General features: G+C 69.2%; 22 protein-coding genes, 1 tRNA gene and 1 pseudogene. 5 read left to right on the top strand and 19 right to left on the bottom strand.

What is annotated here, in order from left to right; genetic code table 11:
• Positions 1 to 125 precede the first annotated feature (125 nt).
• The 6 genes from ACRQ4B_RS06225 to ACRQ4B_RS06200 form a co-directional block, all read right to left on the bottom strand.
• Positions 126 to 1,097 (bottom strand): ROK family protein, encoded by a 972-nt coding sequence (locus tag ACRQ4B_RS06225; RefSeq protein WP_439693821.1) that lies wholly within the window; start codon positions 1,095 to 1,097, stop codon positions 126 to 128.
• Positions 1,094 to 3,580, bottom strand: coding sequence for a glycoside hydrolase family 2 protein (locus ACRQ4B_RS06220; RefSeq protein WP_439693820.1), 2,487 nt, complete (start codon positions 3,578 to 3,580; stop codon positions 1,094 to 1,096). The genes ACRQ4B_RS06225 and ACRQ4B_RS06220 overlap by 4 nt, the downstream gene beginning before the upstream one ends.
• Positions 3,577 to 4,431 carry a carbohydrate ABC transporter permease gene (locus tag ACRQ4B_RS06215; protein ID WP_439693819.1) on the bottom strand — a complete coding sequence of 285 codons (855 nt, stop codon included), beginning with the start codon at positions 4,429 to 4,431 and terminating at the stop codon, positions 3,577 to 3,579. The genes ACRQ4B_RS06220 and ACRQ4B_RS06215 overlap by 4 nt, the downstream gene beginning before the upstream one ends.
• Entirely contained in the window at positions 4,428 to 5,390 is a 963-nt protein-coding gene (locus ACRQ4B_RS06210; RefSeq protein ID WP_439693818.1) for a carbohydrate ABC transporter permease, read from the bottom strand. Before ACRQ4B_RS06210 ends, ACRQ4B_RS06215 begins: the two co-directional genes overlap by 4 nt.
• A complete protein-coding gene (locus ACRQ4B_RS06205; RefSeq protein ID WP_439693817.1) occupies positions 5,387 to 6,685 on the bottom strand; it encodes an ABC transporter substrate-binding protein in 1,299 nt (432 codons plus the stop codon). The genes ACRQ4B_RS06210 and ACRQ4B_RS06205 overlap by 4 nt, the downstream gene beginning before the upstream one ends.
• Positions 6,686 to 6,828: 143 nt before the next feature.
• The gene (locus ACRQ4B_RS06200) at positions 6,829 to 7,704 is read right to left on the bottom strand and encodes a LacI family DNA-binding transcriptional regulator (protein WP_439693816.1); all 876 of its coding nucleotides are present in this window, start codon (positions 7,702 to 7,704) and stop codon (positions 6,829 to 6,831) included.
• A gap of 101 nt (positions 7,705 to 7,805) precedes the next feature.
• On the opposite strand from ACRQ4B_RS06200, the gene ACRQ4B_RS06195 reads away from it, so the two are divergent.
• On the top strand, positions 7,806 to 9,029 hold the full coding sequence (locus ACRQ4B_RS06195; RefSeq protein ID WP_439693815.1) for an ROK family transcriptional regulator: 1,224 nt from the start codon (positions 7,806 to 7,808) through the stop codon (positions 9,027 to 9,029).
• Positions 9,030 to 9,084: 55 nt separating this feature from the next.
• On the top strand, positions 9,085 to 9,285 hold the full coding sequence (locus tag ACRQ4B_RS06190) for a hypothetical protein (protein WP_439693814.1): 201 nt from the start codon (positions 9,085 to 9,087) through the stop codon (positions 9,283 to 9,285).
• A 136-nt stretch (positions 9,286 to 9,421) separates the two neighbouring features.
• Here the strand turns inward: ACRQ4B_RS06190 and ACRQ4B_RS06185 are convergent, their stop codons facing one another.
• From ACRQ4B_RS06185 to ACRQ4B_RS06165, 5 genes are all read right to left on the bottom strand, one after another.
• Entirely contained in the window at positions 9,422 to 10,252 is an 831-nt protein-coding gene (locus ACRQ4B_RS06185) for a lysostaphin resistance A-like protein (RefSeq protein ID WP_439693813.1), read from the bottom strand.
• Positions 10,249 to 11,175 (bottom strand): lysostaphin resistance A-like protein, encoded by a 927-nt coding sequence (locus ACRQ4B_RS06180; RefSeq protein ID WP_439693812.1) that lies wholly within the window; start codon positions 11,173 to 11,175, stop codon positions 10,249 to 10,251. The genes ACRQ4B_RS06185 and ACRQ4B_RS06180 overlap by 4 nt, the downstream gene beginning before the upstream one ends.
• Positions 11,176 to 11,226: 51 nt before the next feature.
• Positions 11,227 to 12,030 (bottom strand): CPBP family intramembrane glutamic endopeptidase, encoded by an 804-nt coding sequence (locus tag ACRQ4B_RS06175; RefSeq protein WP_439693811.1) that lies wholly within the window; start codon positions 12,028 to 12,030, stop codon positions 11,227 to 11,229.
• 131 nt (positions 12,031 to 12,161) lie between these two features.
• A complete protein-coding gene (locus ACRQ4B_RS06170) occupies positions 12,162 to 12,779 on the bottom strand; it encodes a hypothetical protein (protein WP_439693810.1) in 618 nt (205 codons plus the stop codon).
• Between the two features lie 144 nt (positions 12,780 to 12,923).
• Positions 12,924 to 12,995, bottom strand: a tRNA-Gln gene (locus ACRQ4B_RS06165).
• Positions 12,996 to 13,073: 78 nt separating this feature from the next.
• On the opposite strand from ACRQ4B_RS06165, the gene ACRQ4B_RS06160 reads away from it, so the two are divergent.
• The 3 genes from ACRQ4B_RS06160 to ACRQ4B_RS06150 are packed head-to-tail and all read left to right on the top strand — an operon-like array spanning position 13,074 to position 14,603.
• A complete protein-coding gene (locus tag ACRQ4B_RS06160) occupies positions 13,074 to 13,568 on the top strand; it encodes a MarR family winged helix-turn-helix transcriptional regulator (RefSeq protein ID WP_439694359.1) in 495 nt (164 codons plus the stop codon).
• Positions 13,569 to 13,578: 10 nt separating this feature from the next.
• Positions 13,579 to 14,019 carry a VOC family protein gene (locus ACRQ4B_RS06155; RefSeq protein WP_439693809.1) on the top strand — a complete coding sequence of 147 codons (441 nt, stop codon included), beginning with the start codon at positions 13,579 to 13,581 and terminating at the stop codon, positions 14,017 to 14,019.
• A gap of 20 nt (positions 14,020 to 14,039) precedes the next feature.
• A complete protein-coding gene (locus ACRQ4B_RS06150; RefSeq protein WP_439693808.1) occupies positions 14,040 to 14,603 on the top strand; it encodes a hypothetical protein in 564 nt (187 codons plus the stop codon).
• An 83-nt stretch (positions 14,604 to 14,686) separates the two neighbouring features.
• On the opposite strand, the gene ACRQ4B_RS06145 is transcribed toward ACRQ4B_RS06150, so the two are convergent.
• The 8 genes and pseudogenes from ACRQ4B_RS06145 to ACRQ4B_RS06110 form a co-directional block, all read right to left on the bottom strand.
• The gene (locus tag ACRQ4B_RS06145) at positions 14,687 to 15,988 is read right to left on the bottom strand and encodes an ABC-F family ATP-binding cassette domain-containing protein (protein WP_439694358.1); all 1,302 of its coding nucleotides are present in this window, start codon (positions 15,986 to 15,988) and stop codon (positions 14,687 to 14,689) included.
• Between the two features lie 95 nt (positions 15,989 to 16,083).
• A pseudogene (locus tag ACRQ4B_RS06140) lies at positions 16,084 to 16,552 on the bottom strand (ATP-binding cassette domain-containing protein); the annotation flags it as partial.
• A 244-nt stretch (positions 16,553 to 16,796) separates the two neighbouring features.
• On the bottom strand, positions 16,797 to 17,195 hold the full coding sequence (locus ACRQ4B_RS06135; RefSeq protein WP_439693807.1) for a PLDc N-terminal domain-containing protein: 399 nt from the start codon (positions 17,193 to 17,195) through the stop codon (positions 16,797 to 16,799).
• Between the two features lie 22 nt (positions 17,196 to 17,217).
• Positions 17,218 to 17,865: a hypothetical protein gene (locus tag ACRQ4B_RS06130; protein ID WP_439693806.1), complete on the bottom strand. Its 648-nt coding sequence runs from the start codon at positions 17,863 to 17,865 to the stop codon at positions 17,218 to 17,220.
• A 34-nt stretch (positions 17,866 to 17,899) separates the two neighbouring features.
• Positions 17,900 to 18,376: a molybdenum cofactor biosynthesis protein MoaE gene (locus ACRQ4B_RS06125; protein WP_439693805.1), complete on the bottom strand. Its 477-nt coding sequence runs from the start codon at positions 18,374 to 18,376 to the stop codon at positions 17,900 to 17,902.
• Positions 18,373 to 18,885 carry a MogA/MoaB family molybdenum cofactor biosynthesis protein gene (locus ACRQ4B_RS06120; protein ID WP_439693804.1) on the bottom strand — a complete coding sequence of 171 codons (513 nt, stop codon included), beginning with the start codon at positions 18,883 to 18,885 and terminating at the stop codon, positions 18,373 to 18,375. The genes ACRQ4B_RS06125 and ACRQ4B_RS06120 overlap by 4 nt, the downstream gene beginning before the upstream one ends.
• Entirely contained in the window at positions 18,882 to 19,373 is a 492-nt protein-coding gene (gene moaC, locus ACRQ4B_RS06115) for a cyclic pyranopterin monophosphate synthase MoaC (protein WP_439693803.1), read from the bottom strand. Before moaC ends, ACRQ4B_RS06120 begins: the two co-directional genes overlap by 4 nt.
• A complete protein-coding gene (locus ACRQ4B_RS06110; RefSeq protein ID WP_439693802.1) occupies positions 19,370 to 20,698 on the bottom strand; it encodes a molybdopterin molybdotransferase MoeA in 1,329 nt (442 codons plus the stop codon). Before ACRQ4B_RS06110 ends, moaC begins: the two co-directional genes overlap by 4 nt.
• Positions 20,699 to 20,721 lie beyond the last annotated feature (23 nt).

Raw genomic sequence — 20,721 nt, 5'->3', positions numbered from 1 at the left:
GCCGAGCGGTCCCCGGTGTGGCCGCCGACCGTCGTGCGGGTCGGGCGTGCGTGGTGTCGTGCGCTGCATCGGTGCTCAGACTCCTTCGGCTGGGCGTCAGGGTGGACGGAGGTCGCCGTCACGGATCAGCGCACGCTGACCAGGGAGCCGGTGGGTGGTCCGGTGGCGACCAGTTCCGGTCGGTGGACCAGCGCGGCCGCGCCGAGGAGGGGCGCGTCGCCGCCGAGGTGCGCGGCTTCGACTCGGACCCCGGTGGCGTACTCGAAGACGGTCGCGTCGAGCGCTGCAGCCCGGACGAGATCGACGTAGTCGGGGACGACCAGGGAGAAGCCGCCGCCGATGGCGACGACCTCGAGGTCGAGCAGGATCGTCGCGCTGGCGATGGCCTGGCCGACCGCTGTGGCGGAGCGGCGCACGGCCTGCCAGGCGACTCCGTCGCCTGCTGCGCAGGACACCGCGAGGTCTTCCCCGGAGTGTCCCGACCAGCCGCGGTGCTTCGCCCATGCGACAGCACTGGTCCCGGACGCGATGGCTTCGAGCGTGGTCGAGTCGGCACCGTGCCCCTCCACGTCGAAGCCAGCGACGTGGATCTGGCCGATGTGCCCGGCATTGCCGCTCCGGCCGGAGACGAGCCGGCCGCCGAGGACGAGGCCGCCGCCGACGCCGGTGGAGACGACCATCGACATCGAGTTCGCAGACCCGACCGCTGCGCCCAGCCAGTGTTCGGCGAGCGCGATGCAGGTGCCGTCGAGGCGGAGCTGCACGGGGAGGTCCTGCATCGCTCGGGCCACGACGCCGCGGAGATCGAGGTCCGCCAGCGCCGGGAGGTTCTTCGGGCTGACCGTGCCGCGCGCGAGGTCGATCGGCCCGGCCGACCCGACGCCCGCGCCGATGAGCGTCGAGTCGGCCGGGACGACGGCGAGGGTCCGTCGGATCGAACGCGACAGCGCCGCAGCGAACGCGTCGGGCTCGGCGCCGCGTCCGGTCGGCAGACGATGACGGCTGCCGTCCACGATCCTGCCGGAGGCCTCGACCAGTGCGGTCTCGACCTTCGTGCCACCGAGGTCGACGGCCAGTGCGAGATCGGCCACGGTCACGCCCAGTCGCTGACGAGCTGGTTCGACGTCCGCAGCACGCTCGCCGACGTCAGTTGCTCCGGCGTCAGCGTCTTCGTGGTCGCCACTCGGAACGTGACGGCGTCTCCGGGCAGGAGGGTGACGATCATGTCGTCGACCGTCGCATCGACGTCGACCTTGTCGACCAGGAGCGCGAGGTCGCGCACCAGCGATGCTGCCGTGACCGAGACGTCGTAGCCCCCGTCGACCGCGACGACCTCGGTGCGCAGGTCCGCCGGCGGGAGCGGGGAGTCGCGCTGTTCCACCGGGAACCAGAACCCACGCTCCCCGTCGAGCTCCGCGATGAGCAACTCGACGGGAGCATCGCCGAACGCCGCGACGTCGGCGGGCACGTCGATGGTCTGCGTGCTCCGTGCCGGCACGGAAACGGTCACGGTCTCCGTCGCGAGCTCGGTGCCGTCGTACGAGCGACGGGTGAGCGCAACGTCTCCGGACCACGGTGTCGCCGCGTCGTTGACGATCGCCGCGACCAGGCCGTGCTCTCGGGGCTGGATGGTGACGAGCCGGTCGGCGTACACGTGCTTGAGGGCGTAGAGCAGCGGCTTCGCGCGGCCGTACCCGTCGACAGCCGCCCACGACGTCACCGGCCAGCAGTCATTGAGCTGCCAGACGATCGAACCCGTGTTCTTCGGCGACCAGGACCGCCAGTGCTCGATGGCGAACGCCACCGCGTTGGCCTGGTTCAGGGACATCGCCCAGTGCCAGTCCTCGGTGTGGTCCGGCAGCGGGAGGTGCGCGACGAGGCCGTCGGTGAGCTTGTCGTTGCCGTCCTGTGCCTTCTGGTGCCAGATCATGCCGGGCGACTCCGGGGTCAGCGGAGCGTCCGAGATCGACTGGTTGATCGTCGACCAGGTGGCGGGGCCCTGCCAGCCGAACTCCGCGACGAAACGCGGCACGGTGTCTCGGTAGTGCGGGTAGTCCACACGGTTCCACAGTTCCCAGAGGTGCACGGAGCCGTGGTCGATCTCGTTCGCCGGCCGGTCGATGTCGCCGGACCACGGGCTCGCCGGGGTGTAGGAGCGCTGGGGGTCGAGTTCCGCGACCAGGCGCGGCAGGAGGTCGAGGTAGTAGCCCAGTCCCCAGCTGCGCCCCTGCAAGCGCTTCTCCCAGCCCCACTCCTCGAAGCCCCAGATGTTCTCGTTGTTGCCGTTCCAGAGCACCAGGCTCGGGTGTGACATGATCCGGGTGACGTTGTCGCGGACCTCGGCTTCGACCTCGCTGCGGAGCGGTTCCTCTTCGGCGTAGGAGGCGCAGGCGAAGAGGAAGTCCTGCCAGGTGAGGATGCCCCGTTCGTCGCAGAGGTCGTAGAAGTCCTCGGACTCGTAGTAGCCGCCGCCCCAGACGCGGAGGAGGTTCATGTTCGCGAACTCGGCTTGGTCGAGGCGGGCTGCGACACGGTCGCGGGTGACGCGGGTGACGAACGCGTCATCGGGGATCCAGTTCGCACCGCGCACCCAGACGGGTTGGCCGTTCACGACGACTCGGAAGCTCGTCCCGTCGCTGTCCGGTGTGAGTTCCACGACGGCATTCCGGAACCCGACGCGCTTCGCCCAGGTGCTCAGGACTCCACCGTCATCCGCGATCGTGACCTCGAGGTCGTACAGGACAGCGTCGCCGTACCCGCGCGGCCACCACAGCTGAACACCGTCGACGTCGAGGGCGAGCGTGCCGTCCGAGCCGTCGAGGACCGCGTCGACCGTGTGCTGCACACCGTCGGGTGCGATCAGCGTGGCGGACGCTCGGACCGGCACCACGTCCTCGGCATGCTGCAGCGCGATGGCGACGTCGATGTGCCCGGAGGATCCGTCGGTGGTGACCACCGGTCGAACGGAGTCGAGGCGGGCGGTCGACCATGCGTGCAGCGTGACCGGTTTGAAGATTCCGGAGGACGCTGCGTCCAGGCCCCAGTCCCATCCGAAGTTGCAGGCGGCCTTCCGGATGGCGTTGAAGGGATGGGAGTAGGTGTGGGGGCGGTAGCCGATGTCGAGGCTCGCCTGGTCGGCGTACGCGACCGGGGATGCGAAGTGCACGACGAGTTCGTTCGACCCGTCCACCAGCGAGTCGTCTGCCGGAAGTCGGTACGCGCGGTGCTGGTTGCAGGTGCGAGCGAGTTCACGTCCGTTGAGGGTGATCGTGGCGACGGTGTCCAGGCCCTCGAAGACGAGGTCGTGGTGGTCGTGCCCGTCCGGGGCCCACGTGAACGTGGTCCGGTACTCCCAGTCGGTCTCACCGATCCAGGTGACCTGCTGTTCGTTGCGGTCCAGGTACGGGTCGGGGATGATGCCGGCTGCGAGCAGGTCGGTGTGGACGAGTCCGGGGACCGTGGCCGGGATCGCGCGCAGTGCGACGTCGACGGGGGTGTCACCGCTGGTCGCGCGGAGCGTCCACCCGTCGTGGAGGGTCCGGTGCGACTCGGTGGTTGCGGTGGGGGCGGTGGTGCTCACTTGGTTGCTCCTGCCGTGAGGCCGTTGTAGATGTGTCGCTGGAGGAAGAGGAAGACGATCAACGTCGGGATGATGACCAGCAGCGTGCCCGCGGCGATGACTTCCCACTGGGCGCCGAAGGGCCCCATGAACCGGAAGAGCGACGTCGAGATGACGCCGAGGTCCTGCGACGGCATGTAGAGGAAGGGGATGTAGAACTCGTTGTAGACGGCGATGCCCTTGATGATGATCACGGTCGCGATCGCAGGTCGGAGCAGGGGCAGGATGATGCGCCAGTAGACGGTGAACCGGTTGGCGCCGTCGAGCATCGCGGCCTCGTCGAGCGACACCGGGATCGACTGCATGAACTGCAGGAAGATGTAGATCGCGACGATGTCGGTGCCCATGAAGAGCACGATGGCCGCGCCCCGCGTGTTGAACAGGTCGAGCGCGTTGATCACCTGGAACGTCGCGACCTGGGTCGTCACCGACGGCACGAGGGTGGCCAGGAGGAACCCGCCGAACACGAGCCGACGTCCGCGGAACCGGAACCGGTCGATCGCGTACGCGGCCATTGTCCCGATCAGGATGGTACCGGTCACGGAGACCACGAGGATGATGCCGGTGTTGATGAACCCCTGCACCATCCCGCCCTGCGTGAACGCGGTGACGAAGTTGCTGACGTTGAACCAGTTCGACGGCGGGGTCAGCGGGCTGGTCGTCCGGTATTCGCGATCGGTCTTGAACGCCAGCATGACGATGGTCACGAGCGGGACGACCGCGAAGAGCGAGGCGATGACGAGGCTGAGGTACTTCGCCGTCGTGCCGGCTCGGCGACCGACACGGGCTCGGAGTGGGGTGGTGGCGCTCATGAGCTCTGCTCCTTCTTCTCGTCGGGGAACAGCCATCGCTGGATGCCGGTGATGACGAGGACGATCGCCAACAGGACGACCGCCATCGCGGAGGCCAGACCGACCTGGGAGAACTTGAACGCCGTGTTGACGGTCTGGATGACGAACGTCTCGGACCCGTTCGCGCCTCCGGTCATGACGTAGGGCATCTCGAACGAGGACAGCGCGCCGGCGATCGCGAGGATGAACGAGAGCCCGAGGATCCGCCGGATGCTCGGCACGATGATGTACCGGAACTTGTCGAACGACGTCGCCCCGTCGAGGTCCGCGGCTTCGTACTGCTCGGAGGGGACGGACTGGATCGCGCCGAGGAACAGCACGAAGTTCAGCCCCATGTACCGCCAGACGCTCGACGCCGCGAGCGACATGTTGACGATGCTCGGGTCGCCCAACCACTGCGGTGTGTGCTGGATCCCGACGAGGCCGAGGATCGCGTCGAGGGTGCCACCGGGACGGAAGAAGTACAGGAAGACCAGACCGATGGCGACACCGTTGATCAGGTACGGGAAGAAGATGATCCCCTTGAACAGGTTCCCGAGCCGGGTCGTGAAGCTGAGCAGAGTCGCGAGGTAGAGCGCGATGATCAGCTGCGCTGCAGCGCCGACGAGGTAGTAGAGACTGACGAAGAAGACCTGGAAGATGGCCGGCTTGGTGAAGATCTGGACGTAGTTGCCGAGACCGACGAAGTCCTTCTCCGGCGAGAGGCCGTCCCAGTCGGTGACGCTGTACCAGAACATGTTCGCCACGGGGACGTAGGTCAGGACGATCAGGAACGCGAGCGGGACGATGAGGAACAGCCAGGGCGTGCTCCGCCATCCGCGGCTGGTGCGACGCGTCGTTCGGCGGGTGCGGGTCCGCTCCCCGGCGGGGGCAGCGCCTGCTGCCCCCGCCGAGGACGGTGTCGGTGCGAGACCGGTCACTTCGACACCTGAGTCCGGGCTGCAGCCCATTCCTTGTTGAGGTTCGCGAAGAACGACTCTTCGTCACCGGACGCTGCCCCGCGGGCGGTGTCGATGAGCTTCTGTCGGTAGACGTTGCCGAAGATGTCGACCTGGGCAGTGTTGGCGATGTCGGTCAGGAGCGCCTCCTTGCCCTTCGGGTCCGGGTTCAGCTCCTGGTACTCGACGCCGAGCGTCTTGAAGTCGGAGAGCGTGTCCGGGGTCGGGTCCGCCTTGACCGGGCTGATCGCGCCCTGGCTCTTGGCGTAGCCCGAGTCGTTGATGAACCAGTTCACCCACGCGCGGGCGGTCGCCTTGTTGTCCGAGTTCTTGCTGACCGCGAGGAGCTTGTCCGTCGCGGTGACGGACGTGAACTTGCCGTCCGTCTGCCAGGGCATCGGCCAGAAGCCGATCTCGTCCGCCGACTTGCCGGCCTTCTTCGCCGCGTCCTGCATCTGCGTCACGGCCCATGAGCCGAGGATCATCGAGCCGATCTTGCCCTGCGCGAGCAGGTCCTTCGACTCCTCCCAGTTCGTGGTCGTCGGGTCCGGTTCGCTGAGCTTCTTCTCGACCGTCTGGTACAGCAGGTCGTCGATCTTGTACTGGTCGGTACCGGGCTTCCACGGGCTGTTCTCCGAGGCGAGCTTCATCCGGACGTCCGGGCCCTGCGTGGTCCCGAGGTTGCCCTCGAGCGTCGCCAGCGGCCACCCGTCCTTGTAGTTCGTGTAGTAGGGGATCGCGGACGTCTTGTCCTTGATCGCCTGCAGGTCCTGGAAGTACTCGTCCTCCGTCTTCGGCGGCGTGGTGATCCCAGCGTCCTTCCAGACCGTCTTGTTGATCACCATGCCCATCGCCGAGCCGAAGGTCGACAGGCCGTAGACCTCGCCGTCGTAGGAGCCGTCTCCGACGAAGTTGTACTTCTCCTCCAGCGTGCTGGTCTTGCCGAGCGGCTCGAAGTACGCGGAGTACTTGTCCTTCGTGACCGTCGAGCTCGGGATGAGCAGCGCGTCGCCGTAGTCCTTCGAGTTGAGGCGGATCTTCGCGTCACCCTCGTAGTCGGTGAGGGCTTCGAACTTGACGGTCGTCCCGGGGTACTTCTCCTCGAACTGCTTCGCGTAGTCCTTGAAGGTCGTGTTGACGAGGTCGGTGCGGTTCGTCAGGACGGTGATGGTCCCGGACGGCTTCCCGCTGTCGTTGGAGGATCCAGCAGAGCAGCCGGAGAGCGCCAACGCCGCGACGACGATGCCTCCCGTGGCGGCGAGCAGGGTCTTCTTCATGGCGAACTCCTTCGTTCATCGGCGCTGCCGCGAGCTGATCGCTGGCCTGAGCGCTTCGGATTGCACCAGCGTGCAGCCCTCGGATCGAGAAGTCAAGACTTAGATTATTAATCGATGTTAACGGAAGGACCGGACTACGCCGGTCAACGCGGCGCTCCGGCGACACTGTCGCGCTGGACGAACCGGATGGGCGGCGCCTCCACCACGGGTGGCTTCTTCCCCTGGAGGATCGCCGCCAACGCCTCCCCGACGAGCCGGCCGATGCGCTGCACGTCATGGCTGAGCGCTGAGAGGGGCGGATCCGAGAGCTGGCAGAGCGCGGAGTCGTCCCAAGCGACGAGCGACACGTCCTCGGGGATGCGGAGGCCGGCCCGACGAGCGGCAGCGAGACCGCCGAGCGCCATCAGGTCGTTGTCGAACACCACCGCGGTCGGCGACCCCTGCTCGTCGACGAAGAGACTCTCGAAGGCGCGTCCACCGGACTCCGACGAATAGTCTCCCGAGGCGGAGTGAGCGGCGATCTCCATCTCCGAACACGCGTCAGCGAACGCCGCGGCCCGCGTCACGGTGTGCGCGAGCTCCGCCGGCCCGCTGACCAGACCGATCGAGCGGTGCCCGAAGCCGGCGAGCGCGCGCACAGCAGTCCGCATCGCCGCATCGTCGTTCGTCCAGACGGTGGGGAGCCCGTCGGAGACCGCCGGGGACGAAACGGCTATCGCAGGCAGCCCGACGTCGGCGACGAGCTGCACACGCGGATCGTCCTCGACGAGGTCGACGAGCACGACACCGGCGACTGCCCGATCAGCGTGCCAACGTCGCAACCATTCGAGTTCATCCGTCCGCGAACCGAGCACACGGAGCAGCACCGAGTGCCCGATCGGTCGCACGACCTGGTCGATGCCTGCCGTGAACTCGTGGAACCACGGCTCCGCACCGTAGATCTCCGAGGCGCGCACCAAGGTGAGACCGATCGGGAGCCCCGCGTCGTCCGCCCGGAGAGAGCCTGCCTCAGTCTGCATCTGGTCGTCCTCCGGTCAGCGCGGGTTCCTGGCACAGCTAGTGTGACATCGCCGGACCCTGCGAGCCGGCCCCGGTGTCGAGATGCAGGGAGGACGACGGAATGGCGAGATCCGAGACGATCGCTTCTGGTCCGGGCAGTCGTGCACTCATCGTCGACATCATCCGGTCGTCCGGTCCGATCAGTCGCGTCGAGCTCGTCCAGGCGACGAACCTGACCCAGCCGACGATCTCGAACATCGTCCGTCAGCTCCTCGCGTCGGGTGTGATCCGCGAGAGCGGGCGCGTACCGTCCTCGGGCGGCAAGCCCCGCACGCTCCTCGAGATCAATCCCTCGGCCCTCTACGCAGTGGGCGTGCAACTGGGCTTCGAAGCGATGACGTTCGTGGCGGCAGGCGTCGGCGGCGGCACCGTCGCCCGGCAGCTCGTCGACGGAGCGTCACTGAGCGACCCGCAGCGGGTCGTCGAGCGTCTCGCGGAGCAGTTCCGGATCTTCGTGGGGACGGCGGGGATCCCGGTGGACAGCATCGCCGGTGTGGCCGTCGTCGTGCCCGGACCGCTCTCGCCCACCCTCGGCACGATGTTCCGGTCGCCGACGCTCCGTCAGTGGGAAGGCTTCCCACTCGCAGACGCGCTCGGTGAGCTCCTCCCGGTACCCGTGCTCCTCGACAACGACGCCGCAGCGGCCGCCATCGGCGAGTTCTGGACGCGTCGTGTGCCGCGCACCGAGACCTTCGCCACGGTGTACATGGGCACCGGTATCGGCGCCGGTGTGGTGCTCGACGGCGCGCTCCACCGTGGCGCGAGCTCCAACGCCGCAGAGCTCGGGCACATGTCGATCGACGCAGCAGGCATCCTGTGCAGTTGCGGGAACACCGGCTGCGTCGAGCGCTACGCTGCCCCCGCCGCAGTCCTGGACGAAGCTCGCCGGGCACGGCAGGACTTCCGTGGACTGGATCTCCGTTTCACCGAGGAGAGCACCGGGCAGGACTTCGATCGGCTCGCGCGCGCAGCGGTCGGCGGCCACGAAGCCGCGATCACGCTCATCAGACGGTCCGCCGACCTGCTCGCGGCCGCGGTCGTCTCGTTCAGCAACGCCTTCGACCTCGACAGCATCGTGCTCGCAGGGCCGAGCTTCGCCATCGCTGGCTCGCTCTACGCGAAGGCCATACGGACACGGACGGAGCACGCCTCGTTCGCCCGCCAGGCGCACGGGATCACGATCGAGATCGCCGCGAACCCGCGCGATTCGGCGGCGATCGGAGCGGCAGCACTCGTCCTGCAGAGTTCTGTTGCCCCCGGCCACGGTCCGGTGCTCTCTGCGTGAAGAGGTGCCCCCTCGTACCGCTCAGGAGTCAACCGAACCTGCAACGGTCCCCCTCATGACGGCGATCATCGGCTTCATGTGGATGGCACGCTCGGACGGGAGGCTCGACCGTCTGGTGGCGTTCCTCGTCGTCTTCATCGGGTTCGCTCTCGTCGTGTTCGCCACGGCGCGCCCGGGCCAAGCGGCGCTCACCCGCTACTGGAACGAGGAGGAGAAGCAGGAGCAACGACCGATGTCGCTCCCGTATGGCCGTTGAGCGATCCCTCGGCGGGCGCGAGCGAGTTCGCTCGTCGCTTGCGGAAGACCAACGGCGAGGAGCTGGACGACGTGGTCGCACCGCGCCGACTGCGGCAATCGTCACGCGCCATCCGGCCGATCCGCCTCCGGACAGCTCAGACTGATCCGGCCAGCGTGCGCGTCCTCCGGCGCGTCCGGATCGTTTCGCGGAGGACGCTGATCGAAATCACGACGGACAGGGCGATCAGGGCAAGCTCGATGAATCCACTCGCCGGCGTGTCGGGTGCTTGATCGGAACGGCCCGACGTCTGCAGGAACAGTGCCGCGTCGTTGAGACCGTGCAGGACCATCGGCGCCCAGAGCTTCCCGGTTGCACGGCGTGCCGCGTAGAACAACGCACCGTTCATGCTGAGGAACGCCACCTGGAACAGAATGAGACCCAAGGGCAGACCGGCGACGAGGTATCCGACCACATGGGCGATGCCGAAGAGCACCGACGACACGATCAGGGCGAAGAACTCGGAATGGTTGGCCCGCAACGCGGTGAGGAGGATGCCCCGGAAGAACAGTTCCTCGCCGATGCCGACACAGATCGAGCCGACCAAGACCACCGTGATGATGCCGGCGCTGAGCTCCGACCACGGAACCGTGGCGTAGAGGATGCCGGTCGCGATGACGGACAGCAGCGGCGCGGTCAGCCACCACCAGCGGCGCGGTCGACCCACCGCGACGCTGGGCTCGCGCCAGATGTCGGCCCACCATCCGGACCGCCAGGCGAAGTACAGCCCGACGATGATCATGATCGGCACGGGGATGAGCGTCCCGGTCAGCCAGTCGGCGACCGGATGGTGTTCACCGTCGACGAGTGCGCTGAAGAGGTTGCCGACACCGGCGGCCATGAGGACGTACACGGCGCACGCTGCGACGGCGATCCAGCTGCGCCTTGGGATGCGGTCCATGGTTGTCGGAGTGGGTGTGGTGGTCACTGTGTCACTCCGTTCACCGGGGTGCCTGCGTCGCGGGCGGCGGTGTGCCGTTCTGGTTCTCCTGCTGCGGCGCGGCCGTGCGCGTTGCCGCGGATGACGATCATCGCGATCAACGCGAACGCCAGGAACACGAACGTCGACAGGCCTGCGAACGTGAGCAGCGGACTCGTGTTGGTGCCGCTGACGTCGATCCCGCCGGTCGCGAGGATCGTGGTCGGATCGGTGAGCGCATGCAGGACGATGGGCCAGATGATGCTGCCGGTGACCCGCATGGTGAGGTACATCATCATCCCGAACCCGAACGTGAACCCGATCGTCGGCAGGACGGTCAGCAGCGACTGCCCGGACAGCAGGTTCGACGTGTGCAGGAGCGCGAAGATCAGCGATGAAAGCACTGCGACCGCCCACTCTCGGTACCCATGGCGACGTAGGAGGGTCACGACGATGCCCCGTGTGAGGAGCTCCTCCGAGATGCCGATGAAGATGCCCGCCAGGAACGTCGTCGCGATCACGCCACCGGAGTACGAGCCCCAGTCGCTGCCGAACACGCGCAGCAGGATCGTCACCACGATCGGGGCCGGTGCGATCCACATCCACCAAGAGCCGCGCACCGGCTGACGGCCGAAGAGCGGTCTGGGCAGCCAGCGCACCGACAGCGCGAACGCGAGGAGGACGGCGGACCCGAAGATCACCGGGAGCGCGACCGCGATGAAGACGCTCAACGCATCCGAAAAGAGATCACCACGGTGCACCGCGCCGCCAACAGTCCTACCCAGGACCCACCCGAAACCGAGGTACAGGCCGAGGTACACCACGACCGCAGCGACGGCTCTCCACCAGCCGCCGCGGTTCCAGAACCCCGGCCATCCGGAGTCCGACCGCGTGACGACAGCGGACGAGGCATCTGAACGGTCAGCCGACATGCAGCAGCCCCTTCGCCCGCTCGTGTCGCACCGTCTTGGGCGGATTGACTGTCATTCCCGACTCGCGGCTGTGCTGGACCCCGAGGCGAGGCGTTCGTGGGTTCCGCGGATGACGAACACGACGAAGACCACGGCGGCGAAGCCGGCGATGGTCTCGAGGACGTTTCCGATCGCTGCGATGTCGCCGGCTTTCCCGATGCCGGCGGCGAAGACCGAGAAGTCCCAGAGGGCGTGGAGCAGCATCGCCCACACGAGCGACCCGGTGACGCGGCGCAGGATGTAGAACGTGGTGCCGGTGGCGAACGCGAACACGACCTGGAGCACCGTCGGCCCGGCGTCGGCGCCGAGCGCGATGTTGACGAGGTGACTGACTGCGAACAGCGCGGTCGAGAGGAACCAGACCCAGCCTTCGCCGAGTCGTGAGCGGAGGGCGACGATGAGCAGTCCCCGGTTCACGATCTCCTCGGTGAATCCGACCAGGCAGAGAACCAGCGACGCTGCGAGGAATGCTCCGCTGTAAGCGCCCCAGTCGGTACCTGCCAGGAGCATCACCGCAGCGAGTGCCACGACGACCGGGAACACGATCGGCCAGCGATGGTGGCTGCGTTCCCGGTCGTGGAGCACCGGTCGCCACCACCCGAGGAGCGTGACCGTGATCGCAAGCAGCACGGCCGACACGATGAGTGACAACCCGGCTCCGAGGAACAGGTTCCCAGCGCTGTCCCCCCACTGGTCGTACGGAATGCCCGATGCGGACTGCACGGCCAGGACGAGCAGGAGCTCGGCAACCCAGATCGCGAGCCCGATCCAGACCCGAGGACGTACTTTCAACCGCTGGTTGCGCACTACAGACATGGTCTTCCCCTCCGCCACCCTGTGAATGAACATAGCGTCGGATCGATCCGCCGTGGGATTTCGCGCGGACATGTGTTCGTCGGTCGGGCCGCGACGTCTCACTCGTCCCGGCCCGTGATCGTTCCGGAGGGCTAGGACACGACCTCGGGGTTGTCGATGGCCCAGTACCAGTTGTTGTCCCCGTTGATCAGCGCCCAGGCGACCCTCATACTCGTCTTTCCGGTCGGCACCTGCACCGTGACGGACTGCTCGGCGGCGATGGCGTCTGCGGTCAACGTCGACGTGGTGGTCCAGGTGGATCCGTTGTCGTAGGAGACGAGGACGGAGGCGGTCTCGTTGCCTTCCTTCCGGTAGTGGGAGCCGAAGCTGACCGTTGCGGTCTCCCCACCGGTGACCGTGTACGGGGCGGAGACGAGGCGACTGTTGAACTGGCCGGTGTGGGTTTTGTCGGCCCATTCGTCGGAGTCGGCGACGGCGAAGACGCCGCGCGCTCGGACGTTGCTCTCACGGGACTGGCCCGGGTCGGTCTTGGTCCAGAAGTCATCGGTCGTCAAGGACCACCCGCGCCATTCGGTGACGCCTCCGGTGCCAATCTTCGTGTTGTCGATGGTCCACCCGGTGGGCACGGCGTGCGTCCATCCCTTCGTCGATGCCGGGATGCCCGTTTCGTCGACCGGGCCGCTGAGGGATCCGACCATGGTGTCGAACGGATCGGTGGACGTGGTGGTGAGCGGTTGTCCGTCGAGCACCGCGGGGACGGGAACACCGAAGGTCGTGAGGACGTCAGCGGCGATGTCGACGTTCTTCGGCTTGATGGCCGGCGTCGTCTTCGTGATGCCGGGTCCGGTCTTGATGATGAACGAGGAGCGTTCCGGAGACCGAACTGGCCCGGGCTCCGCCTCCAGGATTCGAACCCGGACCTAACGGCACCAAAGGCCGTCGTGCTGCCATTACACCAAGGCGGAACGCGCACGGAGGCGCCAGACCATCCTCCCATGACCGCGCGGCTGGCCGTGCACCCCCGCATCCGCCAAGATGGTGGGATGCCGCAGGAGGACGAGGTCGATCGCATCGTCGCTGCGTGGGGACGGGAACGCGCCGATCTGGACTTCGGGCCGCTCGAGGTCCTGTCGCGCGTGGACCGGCTCGCCCGACACCTCGACCGGGCACGACGGGCAGCGTTCGACGCGAGTGACGTCGAGCCGTGGGAGTTCGACGTCCTGTCGGCGCTCCGACGCGCGGGCGAGCCGTACGAGCTGAGCCCGAAGACGCTCCTGCAGCAGACGCTGGTGTCGAGCGGCACGATGACGAACCGGGTCGACCGGCTGGCTGCACGGGGGCTCGTCGCCCGGCGGACGGACCCGAAGGACGGCCGGGGCATCCTGGTGTCGTTGACCGCCGAGGGGCGCGCAGCGGTGGACGCCGCGATCGCCGACCTGCTCGCCGCCGAGCGGGGGATCCTCTCGGGGGTGTCCGACGCCGAGCAGGACCAGCTCTCCGGGCTGCTCCGGCGGCTCATCCTGGGCCTCGGCGACTAGTCTCCGGCGCATGCACGCGATCACCCTGGCCGTCGCCGACGTCGCTCGTTCGGCGGAGTTCTACCGCGCACTGCTCGGCGTCGACGGCAGCGGGGTGATCGGCACCGAGTACCCGGCCACCGAGACCGAGGCGGGTGGCACCACGGCGATGTTCACGCTCGACGACGGCCTGATCGTGAGCGTGTACGGCCGGGACGACATGGCGAAGGACTCCGGCACGCGGCTCTCCACCGACCCGAGCAGCACGATCGGGCACTTCGTGGACTCGCGCGAGGCCGCCGACGCCTTCCTCGACCGGGCACGATCGGCGGGCGCGACGATGCTCGCGGCACCGTACACGCGACCGTGGGGCATGTACTCCGGCTTCTTCCAGGACCCGGACGGCCACCTCTGGGAGGTCGTCGCGAACCCGGGCGGCGGTGACCCCGCGGACGCATCGCCGAACACCTGACGACCCGCTACGGTTGCCCCATGGACATGGGGCGGGTGATCCTCGGGGCGTGCACGGCCGGGGCGGTGGTGCTCGCGATCGGCCTCGGCGTGGTGACCGCTCCGAGCGGCGGACTGACGACCGACGTCCGGGGTGGTGGCATCTGCGGCACCTTCCCCGACGGCTCGACGTCCGCGTCGACGTGGTTCATGACCTCGTTCCGCAACGACACCGGGCACGGGGTCCGGGTCCGCGACGTCCGTCCCGCGGAACTGCACCGGGTCACGCTCTCGCACCTGTCGATCGCGGCGCACCCCGCCACATCGAGCCCGGGCCTCGTCGTCACAGACGACGCTGACCGTCCTGCCGAGTACGGCCGCACGGTCGCCGTGGACAGCGGGTACGTCGTGCCCGCGCACGGCGAGCTCGACGTCGTCGGCCGACTCGTGCTGCGCGACGGTGCCGACGCCGGACGCCTGCACGGTGTCGTCGTCACCACGGTCGGAACGCTCGGGGCCCTGCAGTCCGTCACCGACCCGGGGTCGTTCGGGATCGGCATCGGGGAAGGTCACGACGAGTCCGACATCGGCTGCGTCGGCGCCTGAGACGCAGGCCAGACGACCAACCGACCGGACGGCCGGACGGCCGACCGGTCGGACGGACGACCGGCCGGACGACCGGCCGAGGCTCACACCCCGAGCAACTCCGCGACCTCGAGCCAGCGCTCCTCGAGCTGCTCGACCTCGGCCTCGAGCTCGGTCAGGCGCCCCTGCAGCGCTCCGAGGCCGGCGTAGTCCGACTGGTCGTGCGTCGCGAACGCGTCGAGCAGCTTCTTCCGGTCCTCCCCCACGCGGGCGATCCGCCGGTCGAGCGCGGACATCTCCTTCTCGGCCGCGCGACGGTCCGCACCGGACAGCGACGACGCGGCAGACCCGGAACCGGACCCGGCGGCAGTGGAGCCGGCCCCGGCACTGCCCGAGCCGGTCCCGCCAGCCGTGTCGGGCCTCCCGGCAGACGCGGCGGCAGCCGCCGAAGCGGTCCCGCCACCGGTGCCTGCCGCACGGAGCCGCATGTACTCGTCGACGCCGCCCGGCAGGTGCCGGAGGTGCCCACCGAGCACCGCGTACTGCTGGTCGGTCACGCGCTCGAGCAGGTAGCGGTCGTGCGAGACGACGAGCAGGGTGCCCGGCCAGGTGTCGAGCAGGTCCTCCATCGCGGCGAGCATGTCGGTGTCGAGGTCGTTCGTGGGCTCGTCGAGGATGAGCACGTTCGGCTCGTCGAGCAGGATGAGCATGAGCTGCAGCCGCCGCTTCTGCCCACCACTGAGATCGCGAACCGGCGTCGAGAGCTGCTCCGAGGTGAACCCGAGCCGTTCGAGGAGCTGTGACGGCGTCATCTCCTTGCCGTCCGCGACGTAGCTCGTCTTCTTGCGGGCGACGACCTCGCGGACGCGGTCCGTCGCGAACTGCGCGAGGTCGGCCAGCTGCTGGTCGAGCACGGCGACCTGCACGGTCTTGCCGGTCTTCACCCGACCGTCCGTGGGCTGCAGCCGCCCGGAGACCAGGTTCAGCAGCGTGGACTTGCCGGCACCGTTCGGCCCGAGGATGCCGGTCCGCTCCCCCGGCGCGATCCGCCACTCGATGCGGTCGAGGATCTGGGTGCCGTCGAATGAGACGCTCACGTCGAGCAGGTCGACGACGTCCTTGCCGAGCCGGGCGGTCGCCGTCTTCGCCAGGGCGACGGTGTCACGGATCGGCGGGACGTCGTCGATGAGCGCGTTCGCGGCGTCGATGCGGAACTTCGGCTTGCTGGTGCGTGCGGGGGCACCGCGGCGGAGCCACGCGAGTTCCTTGCGTGCCAGGTTCTGGCGGCGCTGCTCGCTCGCCGCGGCCTGCCGGTCACGCTCGACGCGCTGCAGGATGTACGCCGCGTAGCCGCCCTCGAACGGCTCGACGACGCCGTCGTGGACCTCCCACGTGTCGGTCGACACCGCGTCGAGGAACCACCGGTCGTGCGTGACGACCACCAGGCCGCCCTGGTTCGTCGACCACCGGCGGTTGATGTGCTCGGCAAGCCACTGGATGCCCTCGACGTCGAGGTGGTTCGTGGGCTCGTCGAGGAACAGCACGTCCCAGTCACCGACCAGCAGCCGGGCGAGCGCCACGCGGCGCCGCTGCCCACCGGACAGTTCGTCGACGGTGACGTCCCACGGGATGTCGGACACGAGGCCACCGATGATGTCGCGGATCTTCGGGTCGCCGGCCCACTCGTGCTCCTCGCGGTCGCCGACGACGACGCTGCCGACGGTCTCGCCCGCGGGCAGGACGTCGCGCTGGTCGAGGTACCCGACGGTGACGCCGCGACGGTGCGTGACACGGCCGCCGTCCGGGTCGAGCCGCTGGGACAGCAGGGCGAGCAGGGTCGACTTGCCGTCGCCGTTCCGCCCGACGACGCCGATGCGGTCACCCTCGTCGATGCCGAGGGTGACGCTGTCGAAGACGACCTTGGTGGGGAACTCGAGATGGAGGTTCTCGGCGCCGAGGAGATGAGCCACCCGTCAAGGGTAGGCGGCGTGCGGGGGTGCGTGGTGCGGGTGGGTGGTGGGAGCGGGTGGCGGGAGCGGGTGGTGGGAGCGGAGCGGACTCGGAACGACGAGTCCGCTGTCGTACGACATCGGCGTTGTCGCAGGCGCGCGGACGCAACAGTTGCGGGCGCGCAGGAACGACAGAACCGCTGTCGTGCGACATCGGCGTTGTCGTTCCGAGGCGGCGGGTGCGGAGCGGGCCTGGAGGCGCGGCTCAGCTCCCGGGAGCCGGCTCGCCTTCGCCGGCGGCCTCCTTGGCACGGCGCAGTCGCGCCTGGGCCTCCCAGTACTCGATCTCACGCTCGAGTTCGGCGAGCTCCTGCTCGGTACCGGTGACGCGCTTGTCCCCGTGGGCGGCGCGGGCGTGACCGAGGCTCGCGTACTGGTCCTCGTGGCGCCTGGGCTCGATGTAGCGGCCGTGGTTCCGGTCGCCCTGACTCCAGTCGTGCCCGACGGTGAACCACACGATGCTGCCGACGACCGGCACCAGGATGACGAGGAACACCCAGGCGATCTTCGGGAGCCCCCGGACCTGGTCGTCGCCCTTCGTCAGGATGTCGATCAGGGCGAAAACCAGCAGGACCACCCCGGCCCCGTACAGCAGCACGCTCATGACCTCGGATTCTATGGATCGGCTAGGAACCGCCGCTACGCCCCGAACGCGTGCCGGAGTTGCGATCCGGCAACGGTCTGCTGCGCAGCCGCTCAGGCTCCGCAGCCAGGTACCACCGCGCGAGGACGACATCGCGGATCGCGACCGCGACGGCCATCGCGGAGACCACGGCGGCAGCGGTGTACAGGAACCAGATCCACGTCCCGGAGACCGCGACCCCGGTGAAGAGCACGACCTGCCCGGTGACGGACGGCAACGACCGTCCCGCGGCGGTCTGCACGGCGGTGCCGAGCACGACGGCCGCACGGTCGTCCGGCGCCGTCACTCGCCCTCGGATCACGCGATCGACGGCGTGCCGTTCACGACCGGAGAGCGACCTCGTCACTGCCGCCCGTTCCGGGTGACGTGTTCGGCCCTGGACCGTCGAGACCACGTCGACGCCGATGAGGCCGAGTCCCACGACGGCACCGGCTATCCCGGTCACCCATCGCCCCGCGGATTCCGGATCGGACACGGACGCGATCCCGATCAGCACCGCGAGGACAGCGACGAGACCGCCGACGACGAGCGGGATCGACACATGCCGCAGCGGTGGTGCAGCGAGGACGAGGCGAGCCTGTTCGTCGGCCTGCGCCCAGCGCCACTCGGCTGCGGCTGCGGTGTCGGTCATCGACTCCGAGCCAACCAGATGTCGTGAGGAACCGTCAGAGCGCCGCGACCCACTCGTCGGAACCGTCGGTGAACCGCTGGTGCTTCCAGATCGGGACGCGCTCCTTCACCAGGTCGACCAGGGCGCCGCACGCGGCGAAGGCCTCGGCCCGGTGCGGCGACGCCACCGCTGCGGCGAGCGCCACGTCCCCGACCCCGAGCGGCCCCACCCGGTGCAGGACCGCGATGCGCACCTCGGGGTGGTCCTCGGCGATGGTCCGGGCGACCTCGGCGATGACGTCACCGGCGCTCGGGTGCCGTTCGTACTCGAGCGCGGTCACCCCCTTGCCGCCGTCGTGGTCACGGACGACCCCGGCGAAGGTGACGACCGCGCCGTCCTGCTCGGTCTGGACCGCGACGCTGACCTCGTCGACGGTGATCCCCCGGTCGACGACGTCGGCGAGCAGGACCCGGTCGACCGCGGTGCCCTCGCTGGTCACGACGCGGTCGGCCCCGACATCTCCGCCGGTCACGAGGCGCTCCGCGGCGCGTGTCCGTCGCCGGAGACCTGGGCGAGCACGTGGTCGAGCAGGCCGTCGAGCACCGCCAACCCGTCGGCGACGCCGCCTCGGGACCCGGGCAGCGTGACGACGAGCGCGCCGCCGCCCGCGATGCCCGCGACTCCGCGACTGAGGAGTGCGGTGGGGCCGGCACCGGCGAGCCCCCGGCGACGGATCTCCTCCGTGATGCCGGGGAGCTCCAGGTCGATGAGCGGCGCAATGGCCTCGGGTGTCCGGTCGGTCGGGGTGACGCCCGTCCCGCCGGTGCTGATCACGACCCGCGCGTCCGCGAGGAGCTCGGCCGAGACCGTCTCGGCGATCGGCCCCCCGTCGGCCACGATGACCGGCTCGTCCACGGTGAAGCCCCGCTCACGGAGCCAGCCCGCGATGACCGGGCCGGTGCGGTCGAGTGCGGCGTCGGCGGAGGCCCGCGTGGACACCACCACGACGGCGGCCCGGCCCGTGGTCGGCTGCGAGGTCATCGGTTGCTCCAGTCCCCGGAGCGACCGCCGTGCTTCTCGAGCACCCGGACGTCCGTGATCGAGGCCGCCCGGTCGACGGCCTTCACCATGTCGTACACGGTCAGCGCCGCGACGCTCGCACCGGTGAGCGCTTCCATCTCGACCCCGGTGCGCGAGGTCGTCCGGACCGAGACCTCGACGACGACGCGGTCATCGTGTCCGGCGATGTCGACTTCGACGCCGGCGATCGGCAGCGGGTGGCAGAGCGGGACGAGGTCGGAGGTCTTCTTCACCGCCATGATCGCGGCGATCCGGGCGGTGCCGATGACCTCGCCCTTCGGCAGCGAGCCGTCGAGGATGCGCGCGACGACGTCCGGCCGGGTGACGAGCGTCGCGGTCGCCGTGGCCGAACGGGCGGTGACGTCCTTCGCGGAGACGTCCACCATGTGCGCGGTGCCGTCGGCGCGCACGTGCGAGAGGTCGTCGGCGGCAGGTGTTGATTCGGTCAACGGAGGCTCCAGACGGTCAGCGGGTCGCCGGGTGCCACGGCGGCGGTGCCGACCGGGACGTGGACGAGGTGGGTGGCAGCGGCGTAGTGGGCGAGCAGGTGCGAACTGGGGCCGCCGACGAAGTGCACACGGCCGTCCTCGACGCGACCGCGCCGGACCTGGTGCTTGCCCTCCGGCGACGTCGTGGGTTCGGCGGCGGGGAGGACCTGGGCAGAACGGTCGTCGGGGACGCCGGCGTCGGCGGCGAGCAGCGGTCGGAGGAAGACCTCGAACGAGACGAGCGCGGAGACCGGGTTGCCGGGGAACGAGACCACCGGTACCGGACGACCGGCGAACTCGACCGAGCCGAACGCCTGCGGACCGCCGGGCTGCATCGCGACCGGCGTCACCGCGAGTCCCCGGGGTTCGAGGGCCTGCCGCACGACCTCGTACGCCCCGGCGCTGATGCCGCCGGTCGTGAGCACGAGGTCCGCCCAGTCCCCCACCGCATCGTCGAGCGCGGCGAGGAACGTGGATTCCTCGTCGGGCACCCGGACCGTGCGGGACTCCACCCCGACCTCGGCGAGCGCCGACTGCAGGGCGATGCCGTTCGCGTCGCCGATGGTCGCGTCGCCCACGCCCTGGAGCTCGGTGCCGGTCGACACGACGAGCACCCGGAGCCGCCGGACGAGGTCGACGCTGGTGACCCCGGCGGCCGCGAGGGTGCCGAGCAGGGCCGGCGTGACGGACGCCCCGGCGGGTGCGAGCTCCCCGCCGAGCGGCAGGTCCGTTCCGGTCGCCCGCACGAAGGTCCCGACAACGAGGTCGTCCGGCACGGTGACACGCTCGAGGGCGAGGGCGGCCGGGAACGCCCCGGGCGACGTGGACTCGACCGGGAAGACGGCGTCGGCGCCGAGCGGGATCCGGGCCCCCGTCATGATCGGCGCTGCGGTCCCGGGCTCCAACGACGGCGGGACGACACCCGCGGCGATCGGTTCGACCACTCGGAGTTCCCGGCCGGCGTCGGACGCCCGGACCGCGAAACCGTCCATCTGACTGTTGTCGAACGGTGGGAGCGCGACGGGTGTGGCGACGGCCCGACCGAGCTCACGGTGCCCGCGTCCCGCGCCGGCACCGGTCGCGAGGTCCTGGACAGCGTGTGCTTGCAGGCAATCAGGGACGCGTCTGCCGGCCAGGACCGGGGCGACGAGGGCCGCGATCTCGTCACGGTGCTGACCGATCGTTCGCACGTGCGCCTCCGAACAGGTGAGAAGTGTGCCCGCTCCCGGTCTGTCCGGGGGCGGCTTCAGTAGCGTAACGAGCGCGCAGAACGCGCCGAGGACCATTCGGAGGACCTGTGGAGAACGAC

The sequence above is a fragment of the Curtobacterium sp. SP.BCo genome, from assembly GCF_051903265.1.
In the GTDB taxonomy this organism is placed as follows: Bacteria; Actinomycetota; Actinomycetes; order Actinomycetales; family Microbacteriaceae; genus Curtobacterium.
This window is presented reverse-complemented; position numbering and strand designations above follow the sequence as displayed.